Here is a 14,811-nt window from a genome sequence, read left to right as displayed (position 1 = left end):
CGCGCGCGCCTTCGCGCGGGCGAGGCCTCGTCCCGCCCGGCACGACGGGCGACCCGAGCCGCACCCCGAACGCCCCCGCCCGGGCCGCGACCTGGCCGATTTTCTTGGACGAGCGCCCTCCCGCAAGGCTCTCATCCCGCCCATGGCGAGGCTCGTCGAGGCGCTGAACCGATTCTTCGGGCGGGTCGAGATCCTCGCCCTCGGCCTCGAGAACGAGCGCAGCGCCGCCGAGGCCGCGCTCGCGAAGGGGATGCCGCTCGAGGCCCGCGAGCACGCCCGCAGCATCCTCTCCGTCCTGCCCGACTCGGCCGTCGGGCTCGCGCTCTGGGCCGACGCCGCGGAGGACGCGTGGCTCGACAAGGAGGTCGTCACCGCGCTCACCGACCTCGCGAAGCGCGTGCCCTGGCGCGCCGACGTGTGGCTCCGCCTCGGGCGCGCAGGGCGGCGCGTCGGCTGGGACGGCGCGCGCGACGCGCTCGAGCGGGCCACCACGGCGCCCGAGGAGCGCGACGCGGCGCGGCTCGCGCTGCTCGACCTCTGCGACCTCGACCTCGCCGCCGGCGATCCGGCCCGCGCGCAGCGCTGGCTCGACCGCATCCCGGCGCCGCTCTCCACCGTGCCCGACCGCGACGCCGCCCTCCGCCGCGCCGAGTGCGCGCTCGCGCACGGTGACCTCGATGGCGCGCGCGCGGCCGCGGAGATCCTGGGCGAGCCCACCGCGATCGAGGGGCGCGCCGCCCTCGTGCTGGCCCGGCTCACGCTGGCCGAGGCGGGCGCCGCGCCGGGCGCCCCCGCGGCCGCGCCGTCGCCCGCCGAGGTGGCGCGGGCGCTCGACCTCGGGCTGCGGGCGCTCGTGCTCGATGTCCCCGGCGCGGCGGAGCTCTGCGCCTCGCTCGTCGCCGCCTCCCGCGACGTGCTCGTCGTCGACCGCGTGCGCCGCGTCGTCCGCGCCGCGGGCGCGCTCGACGAGCCGACCTGGGCCGCCGCGTTCGCCTTCGCCGAGGGGCGGCGCGACGACGCGCGGCGAGCGCTCGCGCGCGGGCTCTCCGCCGGCGATCGCACGGCCGCGGCGGCGCTGCTCCGCATGGCCGTCGAGACCCGCGACCTCGGCGCGCTCGACGCGCTCGCGGCGCGGGCGGCGGGCGTGGACCTGCGCGGCGCGACGGCGCCGCCGCTCCCGCCCGACCTCGTCCGGCTGCGCGACGCCGCGGCCATGGCGTCCGAGGGGCAGGGGGGCGAGGCGCTCGACGCGCTCGACGCGGTGACCGGCGAGGGCGCGGCGTGGGCCGACGACATGCGCCGCGCGATCGTGCGCGCGTGGCTCTCCCCCGCGGAGGGCGCGGCCGGGTCCCGCGCCGCCGCCGCGGCGTGGGGCGACGTGCTGCGCGAGCTCGCGCGCACGGCCAAGCGCCTCGATCGGCTCGACCTGCTCGCGGCGACCGAGGCCCTCGCGGTGGAGCGCGAGCGCCCGCTCCGCGCCGCCGTGCTCGGCGAGTTCAACGCCGGCAAGAGCACGTTCCTGAACGCGCTGCTCGGCGAGGACGTGGCGCCGACCGGCGTCCTGCCGACGACCGCGACGCTCCACTGGGTCGCCTGGGCGCCCGATCCGTTCGCGCGCATCGTCGTGCGCGGCGGCCAGGACCGCGTCGTGCCGCACGCGGCGGTGAAGGACACGCTGCGCGCGCTCGGCGCCTCCGGCGCGAAGGTCGCGCGGGTCTTCATCTACGCGCCGATCGAGCGGCTCAAGCGCGTCGAGATCCTCGACACGCCCGGCTTCAACGCGCCGGACCCGGACCACATCGCGGAGGCGCGGCGGGCGTTCGACGAGGCCCACGTCGTCATCTGGCTGCTCGACGCGCCCCAGGCGATGAAGGAGTCGGAGCGGCGGGTGCTCTCCGAGATCAGCGCGCTCGGCGTGCCGGTGCAGATCCTGGCGAACAAGGCCGATCGGCTCAAGCCCGACGCCCTGGAGACGGTGCTCGCGCACGTGCGCGACAGCCTGGCGGCGAGCGCCATCACCTCGCTCACGCCGCCGATCGCGTTCTCGGCGCGGCTCTCGCTGAAGGGGCGGCTCGGCGACGAGGCGGCGCTCGCGGCCTCGGGGTGGGCCGAGGTCGAGGCGCTCTTCGCCGAGCAGATCGTCGACGCGAGCGACGCGCTGCGCGAGCGCGCGCTCCGGCGCAAGGCGGGCCGCATCGCGGCCGAGCTCGCGCAGGCGGCCTCGGCCCGCGCCGCGGAGGACCGCGAGGCCGGGCGAAGGGCGCGCGCCGAGGCCGACCGGCTCCGCGCGAGCGCGGCCTACCTGCGCCGCGAGCGGCGGACGATCGCCGCGGCGATCGACAAGGCGCTCGAGCCCGCGCGCCGGGAGCTCGCGGCCGACCTGCGCCCGATCGCGGCGCTGCCCGAGGAGCGCAAGCGCACGGACGCCAGCGTCCGCGCTTACGTGCAGGAGCGGCTCGTGACGCGGCTGAGCTGGCCGCTGTCGGCCGAGATCGCGCGGGCGGCCCACGCGGGCGCGGAGCCGGGGGCGCGCCGCGCGCGCGGCGTCGACGATGACAACGAGGTCGGCGTGGAGGATGCGGGCGCCGCGCCGTCGCCGCGGGCGGCGGCCCACGTGCGCGCGGTCCTGATGGGCATGGTGGCGGTGCACGACGCCCCCGATGAGCTCGCGGCGCGCTCGATCGAGGGCGTTGTCGAGGCCGCGATCGACGCCTTCGCGATGGCGCTGTCGGCCGAGGCGGAGGCGCCCGTGCCGCCGCCGGCCTCGGCGGCGGTCGAGCTGCGCGCGCAGGCGCTCCGCGCCGCCTTCGAGGCGCGCGAGCCGCCGGTCCACGCCTCGCGCGCCTGAGCGCGGCCGGGCTCGAGGGAGCGCCGCGTCAGCGGCTCAGGAAGAACGCGAGCACCCCGAGCGCCAGCCCGATCACGAGCGCCAGCGGCACCGCGAGCCGGACCAGCCACAGGTCGGTCGGGCGCGGGGGCGGCCGGCGATCCCGCCGGGCCACGAGCGGCGTGACCTCGATGACGTGCTCGGCCGCGGGCCGCGCAGGGTACGGCGGCGGCGCGGCGGCGACGGGCGCCCCGGGGCCGCGCGGCGCCTCCGGCCGGGGGGACGGCGCGCGGGCGCCCGACGGGGAGAAGAGCGGAGCGAAGTCCTTGCGATCGTGGATCACGACGTCGCTCGCCGGCGGATCGCTCGACGGGGTGCCGATCCGCCGCGCCTGCGGGAGCGTGCGCGAGAGGTCCTCGGGCGTCGGCCCGGCGGGCGGGTCGTGCCGGAGGGCGCCGCCCGGCAGCGTCGCGGCGCGCGACGAGATCGCGCTCGACGCCGGCCCCTCCGTGAGCGCGCCCTCGCGGAACATGGCCTTCGCCAGCACCTCGCCCCGCTGCGCCGGCGGCGGCAGATCGATCTCGCGCAGCGGCGGCGCGGCCGTCATCGTGCTCCGGATCGACACCGGCATCGCCGACTCGACGGTCGGTGCGTCCGCGAGCGCGCTCGTCTGGGCGGCGGGGAGCAGCGCGTCCGACAGGTGGGGCAGGAGCCGCTCGAGCTCCTCGCGCAGCTCGCGCGCGCCCTGCTGGCGCTGGCTCGGCCACTTCGCGAGCGCGGTGAGGATGATCGCCTCCAGCGCGGGGTGGATCTGCGGCAGGAACAGGCTCGGCGCGGGCGGCTGCTTCCGGAGGTGATCCATGGCCACCTCCCAGACGAGGGACGTGGGCGGGAAGGGGAGCCGGCCGGTGACGAGCAGGAACAGGAGGATCCCGCACGCGTACACGTCGCTGCGCCCGTCGACGGGGTCGCCGCGGCACTGCTCCGGGGACATGTACGCCGGCGTGCCGACGACCATACCGACCGTCGTGACCGAGCCCCAGACGCTGATCGGCGCGCTGTTCGGCCCGTCGTCGCCGGCCCGGGCGCCGCCCTCGACCATCTTCGCGATCCCGAAGTCGAGCACCTTCACGCGCTCGACCGACGGATCCGCCGGATCCCGCAGGATCATCACGTTCTCGGGCTTGAGGTCGCGGTGCACGATGGCCCGCGCGTGCGCGGCGGCGAGGGCGTCGGCGATGCCGATCAGGATCCGCACGGCGCGGGCCTCGGAGAGGCGGCGCTCGGCGAGCAGGACCTCGAACAGATCCTGCCCCGAGACGAGCTCCATCACGATGTACGGCAGGTGGCCTTCCACCCCCGAGTCGAGGATCTGCACCGTGTTCGGGTGGCGGAGGCGCGAGGCTGCCTTCGCTTCCCGGTAGAAGCGGGTCATGAAGGTCTCGTCGCCGAGGAGCTGCGGGTGCATGATCTTGATGGCGACGTCGCGCGGCTCGCCGTCCTGCACGCCGCGGTAGACCGCCGCCATCGCGCCCTCGCCGATGAAGCCCGTGACGCGGAAGCGCCCCGCGATGGTTCGGCCGATGAGTTCCGGGCCCGCGCTCATGAGCGAGACTGCACCATAGAGTCCTCTGCGTCCTTCTAGAAGGGCTACCCCAGGCGTTCGCGATTACGGCCTCGCCGGCGCGGGCCGGGGGTCGCCCTTCGTCCCGAGGATCGCCTCGAGGATCGGCCGCGATCCCTGCACCGCCGTGCGCTGCGAGTAGAGGTGGAGCCCGCGCAGACCGCCGAGCTCCTCGCCGCCGCCCGCGCGGCCCGGGCCGCCGTGGATCGTCTGGGGGAGCACGGTGCCGGGGCCGGGCGCCTGATCGGCGACCTTCTCGCTGCCGAGCAGGACGCGGCCGTGGTACGGCGCGACGCCGAGCAGCACCTCCGCCGCGAAGGCGCGGTCGTCGCTGTAGACGGCGCAGACGAGGCTCCCGCGGCCCCGGCGCAGCAGGGCGACGGCGTGCGCCGCGCCGCCGTCGTAAGGAAAGAGCGTCGCGACCGGGCCGAAGACCTCGTGCTCGTGCGCCGCGGGCGCGCCGTCGGGGCCGCGCGCGACGAGCAGCGTCGGCGGCACGAAGTACCCCTTTCCGTCGGGAACGCCGATCTTCTCGAACGGCCCGGTCCCGCCGAGCGCCACCGACGCCCCCGCCGCGAGGCGCTCGATGCCCGCGCGCACGCCGCGGAGCTGCTCGGCCGTGGTGAGCGGACCGACGGTGACGCCGTCCTGCGCGGGATCGCCGACCCGCGCGTCGCGGAGGCGGTCGACGAGGTCGTCGCGCACCGCGTCGACGACGGCCGCGGGCGCGAAGATGCGCCGGATCGCCGTGCACTTCTGGCCGGCCTTCTGGGTCATGTCGCGCGCGACGTCGCGGAGGAACATCGCGTACGTCTCGGAGCCGGGGGCGGCGTCGGGGCCGAGGACCGCGCCGTTCAGGCTGTCGGCCTCCACGTTCACGCGGACGCTCTCCCGCGCGAGGCCCGGCAGGAGCCGGAGCGCCGCGCCGGTGGCGCTCGATCCGGTGAACGCGAGGACGTCCTCGCCGCCGAGGTGCGCGAGGAGGTCGCCCGGCGGGCCGGCGACGAAGGAGAGCGCGCCGCGCGGGAGCGGGGCGCGCTCGGTGAAGATCTTCATCAGCCGGAAGGCGACGAGCGCCGTGCTCGTCGCGGGCTTCGTGAGGACGGGCATGCCCGCGAGGAGCGCGCAGGCGGCCTTCTCCGCGAGCCCCCACGCGGGGAAGTTGAAGGCGTTGATGTGCACGGCGACGCCGGGGCGCGGGACGAGGATGTGCTGGCCGAAGAACCGCGGCGAGCGCCCGAGCTGCACGCCCTCGCCGTCCGCGAGCAGCCGCGCGTCGCCGAGCTGGGCGCCGAGGTCGGCGTAGTAGGCGAGCGTCCCGATCGCGCCGTCGACGTCGAACTTGGCGTCGCCGCGGGTGTTGCCGCCGTTCTGGATGGCCACGTCGATGAGCGCGTCGCGGTGCGCGTGCGCGGCGCGCGACATGGCGCGGAGCAGCTCGCCGCGCTCCGCGAACGTGAGCGCGCGGAGGGAAGGCCCGCCCTGCGCGCGCGCGAACGCCACCGCGGCCGCGAGGTCGAGCCCATCCGTGCTCGTCTCGGCGAGCGGCTCCTCGGTCGCGGGGTTGACGAGCGCGTGCGGCGCTCCCTGACCGGCGATCCACTGCCCTTCGACGTAGCTCTCGAGCCGCTCCATGGGGCGCGTAGCCTACTCGCGCGGTCGCTCGGCACAACCCCCACGCGGGACGGATCGCCGCCTCGCCGGTCGCGCGGAGCACGCGCTCGGCCGCGTCGCGCGGGCCCTCGCGTCGCTTCGTTCCCTGCGCGAGGTTACTTGCAGGAGGCGGACGCGAGCAGCGCCGAGATCTTCGCCTTCACCACCTCGAACTCCCGCACCGCCAGGTCGATCTCGGCCTGGCGCTGCCTGCGGCCGGACTCGACGAGATCGAAGCTCGTCACAGTGCCGGCCTCGAACGCGACCTGCGTGAGGCGCGCGGTCTCGCGCGCGAGGTCGCGCGACTGCTCGGCGACCGCGCGCGCCTGCTCGGCGACGGCGACGCTCCGGACCGCCTGCGTCGAATCGAGCTCGGCCGCGCGCTCCGCCAGGCCGATGCGCGCCCGCTGCTGCTCGACGAGCGCCCGGTTCACCCGGAGATCGCCGTAGCGCGCGCCGCCGTCCCAGATGGGGATGGTGAGCACGGCGCTGATGGACCAGTCCCACGACCGCCGGCGGATGCCCAGATCGTTCCCGGACTGGGTCTGGGTCTGCAGCGTGCTCGACAGCTCGGCGTACGGGGCGAACGCGAGCTTCGCGTCGGTGAGGTTGCGCTCGGCGATCTCCAGCTCGGCCCGGGCCGCGCGGACATCGGCGCGCTGATCCGAGCGCCCCTGGGCGCACTGCGCCTGCATCTCCGCCGCGATCCCGTTGAGCGAGAAGGTCTGCGGGACGCCGACCTCGCCGCGCTCGCCCAGCACGACCCCGAGCGCCTCGCGCGACCTGCGCAGCGACTCGTCGCCGGTGACGAGCGTCGCGCGGGCGAGCGCGACGTCCTGCTCGGCGCGGACCACGTCGAGCTTGGTGCCGGTGCCGAGGCGCTCCCGGCGCCGCGTGAGCTCGAGCAGCTCGAGCGCGCTGCGCAGCCCGACGCGGTTGACCTCGCTGACCCGCTCGGCCGTGACGATCGAGACGACGGCGTCCGCGACCGCGCCGATCGTGACGCGGCGGCGATCCTCCAGGCTCAGCTTGGCGACCTCGACCGACAGGTTGGCGGTGCCGATGCCGTACCACGCGCGCGGGGCGAGGATCGGCTGGCTGAGCCTCAGCGACGCCGAGGCGCTGGTCCCCTGGGGCGTCAGGCCCGCCGGTGCGCCAACGATCGTCTCGTCGCCCGCGAGGTGGTGGGTCAGGTTGCCCGTCGCGTCGAGGCTCGGCAGCGCCGCGGCGAGCGCCCGCCGCGCGATGCCCTCGGCGCGGGCGACCTCCTGCACGGCGACGACGAGATCGACAGAGCGCTGGTCGATGATCGCGCGCGCCTCGTTCCAGCTCGTGAGCGTGCGCGCCGGCGGCGGGACGGGCGCGAGCGCCGGGTCGTTCACCTCGATGCGCCGCAGCGCCGGCGCCGCCGCGGGGGCCGCCGCCGCCGGGGCCTGCTGGCCCGGCCGCCCCGGGGGAGGCGCCGGCTGCGCGAGGGCGACGCCTTGATGAAGGGCGAGGAAGGCGAGGGTGCGGACAGCGACCATGCGGAGCCGGCGACGGGGCATGCGCGACTCGATGCGCTGTCCATCGCGCGACGACAAGCCCGAAGCGGACGGGGGCACTGTCCGGGCCTGCGCGCGTGTGCGAAACCGTAGGTGAGGGCCAGGGGGCAGGCCAAGTGATGGCGACGGAACACGGATGCGCCACTATTCTGGATCACCGATGCCAAGCCGGTTGCCCCCGAATGACATCTGCCTCGGCTGCGGAAAGAGGCGGCGATGCGGCGCCGCGGATCCCTGCGCCCGCTGCGGCGAGCCTCCGCGCCGCGCCGTGTGGCGACGGTCCAGACAGCACGGCGCCTCGCCGAGGATCGAGCTGTTCCTGAGCGCGATGACGAGCGGCCTGCTGCTTGCGTACACGGCGCTCTACCTGCTGCTCCTGACCGGCCTCGCCGAGTCCGCGGACAGCTCCCTCGTCTCCGCGACGCTGTTCGTCGCGATCCTGGCGGTCGGCATGAAGCTCTCGCGGTGGATCGTGCGCTCGCTGTTCGAGCTCTGGGGCACCACGTGGTCGTACTGCTCCGCCGACGGCGCCCGCCGGGGCACCGTGAGCACGCTCTTCGGATGGTACGGCGCCGGCGAGGGCGTGAGCCTGACGGAGTTCCGCCCCACGAGCGCGGGCTCGACGCTCTTCTGCTCGGCGGACGCCATCGACGCGGGGCTCCCGGCCGTCGCCGCGAACCTCTCGCGCATCGCCGGCGCGCAGGGCCGCGATGCGTTCTCGCCGTTCGAGGTGCTGATGCTCAGCGCCTTCACGGGCCTCGTCGCGCGCGGCGAGGCGACCATCAGCCGGGCCACGGCGGTGCGCTGGCGCAAGGACTGGCTCCGCGGCGCGCGGCGCGGCGCGCCCCACGCGATCTTCACCATCGAGCGCTCCGGCGATCGCGAGGAGGGCAGCGCGATCGAGCGCGAGCTCCTCTCCGCCATGCAGGCCAAGGCGGACGGCCTCGCGTCCGTCTTGGAGCCCGCGCGGCCGGGGGGGTACCGCGACGCCGCGTGGCGGCCTCCGCCCGTGCGGCTCTGCATCGACGAGGTGCTGCGCCCGCGCGCGCTCGCGCTGGCGGCGCGGGCGCTCCGGAAGGAGCCCCGCGGCGGCGCTCCGGTCGCGGTCGCCGCGGCGCTCGACGAGTTCGGCAAGCGCGACCCCGCCCGGATGAGCCACCTCCGCGTGCTCCTCGCGGAGCACCGCCAGCGCGCGCTCTCGGCGTGAGCCGCCGCGCGGCGCTCAGTGCCAGACGCCGATGCCGGCGCTCACGCTGTCGTAGCGGGGCGCGAAGTCCATGGACGCCTGCAGCGTGTAGGCGACCTCGGGGAGCAGCCCCCAGAGGGTCGTCGACAGCACGCGGATGTCCGCGCCGAAGGTGAAGTGCTGCCGTCCCAGGCGCCCGCTCCCCAGGCGGCCGTAGCGGTTCGGCTCGTAGTAGCTCCCGAACCGCGTGTGCACGCGGCCCGGGATCGGCTCCGTCTCGATCCCGAACCGCGGCGAGAAGCTCACGTGCGCGCCCGAGGTGCCCACCACCGAGGCGTCGTTCTCCCTCTCCGGCTGGTGCTGCGCCAGAAAATGCTCGAGGCTCACCCCGTTCGACACCGCGCCCGTGACGAGGAGCTCCGCGGTGATGAGCAGGTGCTCGCGCGGCCAGTTCCAGTAGCGGGCGCGCCGCTCCCTCTGGAGGACGTCCGGCCCCGCGGCGAGCTCGCGCTCGTCGGCTTCGCGCTCGCGCGCGCGCTCCAGCGCGAAGATCCGCTCCCGCCGGGCGCGCTCCTCCGGCTCCACGATCGCGCCGAGCTGGCGCTCCCGCCGCGCCTCCCGCGCGGCTCGCCTGCGCGCGATCGCGTCGCGGAGCTCCCGCTCCTGAGCGCGCGGGTCGATCCACGCCGGGTTGAGCGGGCGCGGCCCGACCTGCACGGCGAGCCCGATCTCGAGCTCCCACGGGAGGACGACCTCGTCCGGCAGGATCAGCCCGCCGGCGCGCCAGACCTGCCCGTCCACGACCACGTCCTCGCCGAGCAGCCGGCCCGCGTTCACCGGAAAGCGAAACGTGGCGCCGAGCCGGTAGGACGCCCAGTCGGGGCGGAGGAGCATCCCGAGCTCCGGGGAGATCCCCGCGATCGTCAGGTCGCTCTGCTCCGCGCCGAGGCTGAGCGTCACCGCGCGGGCGCCGGCGCCCAGCACGAGCGTGTCGCCGAGCAGGCGGACTCCGCCGAGGAAATGGTACTTGCCGGTCACGACCGTGGTCTCGACCCCGTCGGCGTCGCTCAGCGAGTACCGCTGCAGCTCGGCGTTGACCCCGACGCCGAAATCGCCCGCCTGGAGCTGGCCGCCGAGGGTCAGGTACACGAAGTTCGAGTAGTCGAGGTCGATGTCGCCGCTGTTATCGAAGTCGTTGTTCTCGAAGAGCTCGATGGGTATCGAGATCGACGCGGCGACGTCGGCCTCGAGCCATTTCACGCTGAAGGGCTCGCGGACCGCGGGCGCGGCGGCGTTGGCCACCATACCGGCGATCCCCTCGGCGTAACCGGCGTAAGCGCCGGCGATCCCGGTCACACGCAGCGGCGCCAGGATCGGCCCCTGGAAGAGGTCGATGGTGTAGGCGTTGTCCCGGAGCGGCTGGGCCGGCGCGGCCTGCGGCGGGCCGAGAACGAGGGCCACCGCGGCGAGCGCCGCAGCGGGGCGGCGGGCGGCACGGCGCGCCGCGGTCATCTCGGTCACCTCGCGCTGCTCCGGTCCAACAGCATCTCGTCGCGCCCGCGGCGAGGTGATAGCACTGGCCCGCACGGAAGGGACCGCGGAAGCGAGCCCGACCTGCATTGGCCGGGCCCGGCTCCAGGGCGCCCCGGCTCGCAACCTGAGCGACATCATAGAGCGGCCCGCGCGCCTGGCCGCGCGCCACCCGCGCACAACTTCCCGCCCAAGGAATCGCAGCTCTCATGCCCGCCCAAGCTCCCGCGCCCATCGCTCCTGCCCCGGCCGTGCCAGGGACCGAGGCGCGATCGCCCGGCGGGCGGCGGCGCCCAGGCGGGCCTCGCGCCCGCGGCCGGCGCATCGCCCTGGTCGCCTACTACAGCTTCGCCGCGCTCATCATCGTCTCGTGCACCCTCCAGCTGATCCGGCAGGTCTTCTTCCTGCCGGCCCGGCCGTCGCCCTACGGGAGCTGCGAGGAGGGCCTGTTGGCGCTGGTCCGGGCCGTCGAGCGCGCCAGGGAGGCCGCCCCCGGGACCGACGGGGAGGACGCCGCCCTCGCCCGGTTCCGGAGCACGCTCGCTCCGGCGTGGACCTACCGGGACGGAGTCGCCGTCTCGTGCCGGGGCTCCGCGGAGAACGAGCGCGCTCTCGACGCCATCGAGCGGCTCCGCTATGCGGAGGAGCACGCAGCGCGGCGCGAGGCAGGCGATCTGGCTCCGCTACGGCGTCGGGTCCGGGCGATCGTCGATGGCCAGCTTGGGCCCGTGTCCCCGAGATAATACCCCGACGCGGCGATCACGCAGGACGATATGACCGACATGACCGTTCCTTCTCCCCCTGCCGCAGTGGCGGGTGAAGCGCCGACCGGCGAAAAGCCCCAGCCGCTTCCCACATTCGATGTGCTGCCCCTGTCGTCCGAGCTGCGCGAGACGCTCGCGGAGATTGGCTACGTCCACCCGACGCCGGTGCAGCTCGCCGTGTGGGAGCCGGTCACGCGCGGGCGCGACGCGGTGGTGCAGGCGCGCACCGGCACCGGCAAGACGGCGGCCTTCGGGCTCCCGATCGTCGACCACGCCGTGAAGCGCTCGCTCGCGCAGGCGCAGGTGCTCGCGCTGTGCCCGACGCGAGAGCTCGCGGTCCAGGTCTCCGCGGAGGTCGAGCGCCTCGGCAAGCGCAAGGGCATCAAGGTGGTCGCCGTGTACGGCGGCGCGCCGATGCAGCGGCAGATCGACGCGCTCGCCGCCGGCGCGCAGGTCATCGTCGGCACGCCGGGCCGCGTGCTCGACCACCTGCGCCGCGGGACCATCGTCGCCAAGCACATCCGGCTGCTCGTGCTCGACGAGTGCGACGAGATGCTCTCGATGGGCTTCGAGCGCGAGCTCACCGCGATCCTCGCCGAGCTGCCGCCGGAGCGGCAGACGCTCCTGTTCTCGGCGACGCTCCCGCCCGACATCGAGCGCATCGCGCGCAGCAAGCTGCGCTCGCCCGAGTTCATCACCCTCTCGGGCGACGCGGTCGGCGCGCTCCAGATCCAGCACTACGTCTACCTCATCACGGGCGACAAGCTGACGTCGCTGATCCGCATCATCGAGGTCGAGAACCCCGAGAACGCGGTCGTCTTCTGCAACACAAAGGACGAGACGGAGGCCGTCGCCGGGGCGCTGAAGCGCCAGGGCTACGACGCCGACTGGCTGAACGGCGATCTGCCGCAGTCGGATCGAGAGAAGGTGATGAGCGCGACGCGCGAGGGGCGCCTGCGCTTCCTCGTCGCCACCGACGTGGCGGCCCGCGGCATCGACATCTCGCACCTCACGCACGTCATCAACTACGATTTCCCGCAGGACGCCGAGGCGTACGTGCACCGCACCGGCCGCACCGGCCGCGCGGGGCGCACCGGCACGGCGATCGCGCTGATCACGCCGCAGGACGTCGGGCCGCTCTACATCCTCCGGCTGACGTACAAGATCCGGCCGCTCGAGAAGCAGCTCCCCACGGAGGGGGAGCTCAAGACGCGCGCCGAGGCCGATCTCGTCGCGATGCTCGCCGAGGCGTTCCTGCCGAAGGGCACGCACCCCGCCGATCTCTCGCTCGCGCGCCGGCTGCTCACGCACGACCAGGCCGAGGCGATCGTGGCGGGCCTCCTGCGCGACCACCTCGGCGCGCGGCCGACGGCGCAGGAGGAAGCGAGCGCGGCGCGGCGCGCCCAGCAGCCGCAGCGCGCGGCGGCGCGCGAGGGCGCCGAGCCCTCGACAAGGCCCGAGCCAGCGGCGCGCGCGAGCGCGCGGGGCGAGGGGCGCGCGCCGCGCGACGCGATCCCGCGCGCGGCCGACTCCGCCGATCCGCGTCCGCCGGAGACGGAGCGCAGCAGCGAGCGCGATCCCGCGCGCGAGGGCGATCGGGACCGCGGGCGGGAGCGCGATCGCAGATCGCTGCGCCTCCGGCGGGACGAGGGGCGGCGCGGGCCGCGCGGCGCGGACGCGCCGGCCGGGGACGATCTGCGGCTCGATCCGCGCCGACCCGAGGTGACGAGGGCGCGCGACGAGGGTCCCGTCTCGGTCGAGCCGCTCACGCGGCCGGAGCCGCTGATGCGGCTCGAGTCGCCGCGGGGCGAGGGCGCGCCGGGTCGCGGCCCGGCAGAGCGCCTGCGCGACCGCCCCGGCACCGCGACGCTGCTGTCGGCGCGCCGAGGCCCTGCCGCGGCCGGCGTCGCCGCCGCACCTGGCCGGCCTCAGGGCGGTGCGCCGGGCCAGCCGTTCTCCCGCCATGCCGACTTCACCATGTGGCAGCCGCCGGAGGAGGAGGGCGACGACGAGCCGATCCTCGGCGAGCCGCCGTCCCCGCCGCCCGGCTCGCCCGCGTCGCGCGGCGGCGATCGCGAGCGCGTGAGCAGCGCTGCGCCCTCGCCCCCCGGCGAGCCCGCGGTCGAGATCGAGAGCGGCGAGCCCGGCGAGGCGCCGCGCGCCGAGCCCTCGCGCGACGAGGCGGACGGCGAGTTCGTCGAGGTCTTCATCAACCTGGGTCGCCGCGACGGCGCGCGCGCGGCTGATTTCCAGCGCGTGCTCATCGAGCAGGCCGGGATGTCCAAGGGCGACATCCGGCGCATCCGGGTGCGCGAGCGCAACGCGTTCGTCAGCGTCCCGAAGGCGGATCTCGCGCGGGTCGTGGCGGCGCTGAACGGCGCGACGATCGCGGGCAAGGAGGCGCGCGCGGAGCAGGCTCGGGAGCGCACGTCAAGCGCCGAAGAGGTGACGGAGGACGCCTGAGCGCGGCGCGCCGCCGGGCGTGTCGGTCCGCCGTGACGAGGCGGCGGACCGGGCTCCGCGCAGGCGCTCCCCGCTGTCCCCGCGCGCGCCAGACTCCGCCCGCCGGCGTACGTCGGTGGGCGCTCGCGTGCGACGCCGTTCAGGCGGCGCCTCCCGGCGCGCAACGCGCTAGCCAAGCTCGCCCACTGGTCGTATCACGGAACGGATGGCGCGAAGTGGAGCGGAGGATATCGACCGGCTTCGACGGGACATCGATCGAGCGCTTGCTGACAAGCTCGACGCGGACAGGGTCCTCCCGCTGCTCGCGCGCCTGGCCCGCGCGACGGCGCCCGGCAGCGAGCCGTGGCTCTATGCGCACCGCCACCTCGCGGAGATGGGCGTCGAGCACGACCCGTGGCGCGCCGCGCTCTTCGCGCGCCGCGTGCTGCAGTTCCACGAGGAGGACGACGGCGCGTGGGCGGTGCTCGGCCTGGCGCAGTCGCTGCTCGGCAACTACCGCTACGCCGCGCGCGCCTACGAGCGCGCCCTGGCCATCGCGCCCGAGAACCCGTGGTACGCCCACAACCTGGGCCACCTCTACGACGTCGCCCTGAACCGCCCCCAGGACGCCTTGCCGCTCCTGGCGCAGGCCACCGAGGCACAGACGGGCGAGGCCGACATCGCCGCGAGCTACGCCCACGCGCTCGCCCGGTGCGGCAAGCTGGTGCTCGCGAAGAAAATTTTGAAGCGCGCCATCCGCCACGGGGCGACGGCCGACCAGATGGCGCTGTGGCGCTGGCTCGACGCCGGCGCGCCGACCACCGGCGAGAGCGGGCCGGACCCGCGGCGCCCGGCCGACTCGAAGCGCAAGGCCAAGCGCCGGCGTGAGCGCCAGAGCCTCGGCGACTGATCGACCGGCGCGCTTCTCCGCGCAGAGCGCCCCACGCGAGGAACCTCACGTGCGTTCGGACCTTCCATCCGCTCACTCGAAGCGGAAGCCCAGGTGCTCGGCGACCGATCCCGGCCGCGCTGCGGTGCGGCAGAGGACGTCCGTCGTGACGCAGAGCAGGGCGAGGTTGTATGGGCACGGGCTACCTCGTCTGGGCGACGGCGGATGCCGTCGCCACAAGCGACACGCACGGCCGACGCGAAGCTTGACGGTAGGTTGCCCGGTTAGCGATAAGCTGTGTTTCTCGACTGGTGCTGGACACGGTCCCCGTGCGGGCGAGGGCACCCTGCGA

9 protein-coding genes are annotated in these 14,811 nt (G+C 75.5%); 5 read left to right on the top strand and 4 right to left on the bottom strand.

Annotation, left to right across the window (positions count from 1 at the left end; genetic code table 11):
* Window positions 1–142: 142 nt before the first annotated feature.
* A complete protein-coding gene (locus WMF28_RS17835) occupies window positions 143–2,848 on the top strand; it encodes a dynamin family protein (protein ID WP_437603439.1) in 2,706 nt (901 codons plus the stop codon).
* Between the two features lie 28 nt (window positions 2,849–2,876).
* Here WMF28_RS17835 and WMF28_RS17830 read toward each other — a convergent pair whose 3' ends face one another.
* The 3 genes from WMF28_RS17830 to WMF28_RS17820 form a co-directional block, all read right to left on the bottom strand.
* Window positions 2,877–4,433 (bottom strand): protein kinase domain-containing protein, encoded by a 1,557-nt coding sequence (locus WMF28_RS17830; RefSeq protein ID WP_437603438.1) that lies wholly within the window; start codon window positions 4,431–4,433, stop codon window positions 2,877–2,879.
* 63 nt (window positions 4,434–4,496) lie between these two features.
* Complete coding sequence (locus WMF28_RS17825; protein ID WP_437603437.1) at window positions 4,497–6,086, bottom strand: 3,4-dehydroadipyl-CoA semialdehyde dehydrogenase; 1,590 nt, start codon at window positions 6,084–6,086, stop codon at window positions 4,497–4,499.
* Window positions 6,087–6,220: 134 nt separating this feature from the next.
* Complete coding sequence (locus tag WMF28_RS17820; protein WP_437603436.1) at window positions 6,221–7,651, bottom strand: TolC family protein; 1,431 nt, start codon at window positions 7,649–7,651, stop codon at window positions 6,221–6,223.
* Between the two features lie 325 nt (window positions 7,652–7,976).
* On the opposite strand from WMF28_RS17820, the gene WMF28_RS17815 reads away from it, so the two are divergent.
* Entirely contained in the window at window positions 7,977–8,855 is an 879-nt protein-coding gene (locus tag WMF28_RS17815) for a hypothetical protein (protein WP_437603435.1), read from the top strand.
* Between the two features lie 15 nt (window positions 8,856–8,870).
* Here WMF28_RS17815 and WMF28_RS17810 read toward each other — a convergent pair whose 3' ends face one another.
* Window positions 8,871–10,346 (bottom strand): hypothetical protein, encoded by a 1,476-nt coding sequence (locus tag WMF28_RS17810; protein WP_437604276.1) that lies wholly within the window; start codon window positions 10,344–10,346, stop codon window positions 8,871–8,873.
* A gap of 227 nt (window positions 10,347–10,573) precedes the next feature.
* Between WMF28_RS17810 and WMF28_RS17805 the strand changes: the two genes are divergently transcribed.
* The 3 genes from WMF28_RS17805 to WMF28_RS17795 all read left to right on the top strand — a co-directional run bounded on the left by WMF28_RS17805 (window position 10,574) and on the right by WMF28_RS17795 (window position 14,480).
* Complete coding sequence (locus WMF28_RS17805; RefSeq protein ID WP_437603434.1) at window positions 10,574–11,107, top strand: hypothetical protein; 534 nt, start codon at window positions 10,574–10,576, stop codon at window positions 11,105–11,107.
* Between the two features lie 39 nt (window positions 11,108–11,146).
* Window positions 11,147–13,591, top strand: coding sequence for a DEAD/DEAH box helicase (locus tag WMF28_RS17800; protein WP_437603433.1), 2,445 nt, complete (start codon window positions 11,147–11,149; stop codon window positions 13,589–13,591).
* A gap of 205 nt (window positions 13,592–13,796) precedes the next feature.
* Window positions 13,797–14,480, top strand: a complete 684-nt coding sequence (locus tag WMF28_RS17795; RefSeq protein WP_437603432.1) for a hypothetical protein — start codon at window positions 13,797–13,799, stop codon at window positions 14,478–14,480.
* Window positions 14,481–14,811: the final 331 nt, after the last annotated feature.

This window comes from Sorangium sp. So ce590 (genome assembly GCF_051521365.1).
GTDB lineage: Bacteria > Myxococcota_A > Polyangia > Polyangiales > Polyangiaceae > Sorangium.
The sequence above is the reverse complement of the archived record's forward strand: the minus strand, read 5'-3'. Positions and strand labels throughout refer to the sequence as shown.

Excerpts from the sequence above, each read along its gene's own strand:
- WMF28_RS17825 (WP_437603437.1), bottom strand. The coding sequence starts at position 6,086 with ATGGAGCGGCTCGAGAGCTACGTCGAAGGGCAGTGGATCGCCGGTCAG.
- WMF28_RS17805 (WP_437603434.1), top strand. The coding sequence starts at position 10,574 with ATGCCCGCCCAAGCTCCCGCGCCCATCGCTCCTGCCCCGGCCGTGCCA.
- WMF28_RS17820 (WP_437603436.1), bottom strand. The coding sequence starts at position 7,651 with ATGCCCCGTCGCCGGCTCCGCATGGTCGCTGTCCGCACCCTCGCCTTC.
- WMF28_RS17810 (WP_437604276.1), bottom strand. The coding sequence starts at position 10,346 with ATGACCGCGGCGCGCCGTGCCGCCCGCCGCCCCGCTGCGGCGCTCGCC.
- WMF28_RS17795 (WP_437603432.1), top strand. The coding sequence starts at position 13,797 with ATGGCGCGAAGTGGAGCGGAGGATATCGACCGGCTTCGACGGGACATC.
- WMF28_RS17835 (WP_437603439.1), top strand. The coding sequence starts at position 143 with ATGGCGAGGCTCGTCGAGGCGCTGAACCGATTCTTCGGGCGGGTCGAG.
- WMF28_RS17800 (WP_437603433.1), top strand. The coding sequence starts at position 11,147 with ATGACCGTTCCTTCTCCCCCTGCCGCAGTGGCGGGTGAAGCGCCGACC.
- WMF28_RS17815 (WP_437603435.1), top strand. The coding sequence starts at position 7,977 with ATGACGAGCGGCCTGCTGCTTGCGTACACGGCGCTCTACCTGCTGCTC.
- WMF28_RS17830 (WP_437603438.1), bottom strand. The coding sequence starts at position 4,433 with ATGAGCGCGGGCCCGGAACTCATCGGCCGAACCATCGCGGGGCGCTTC.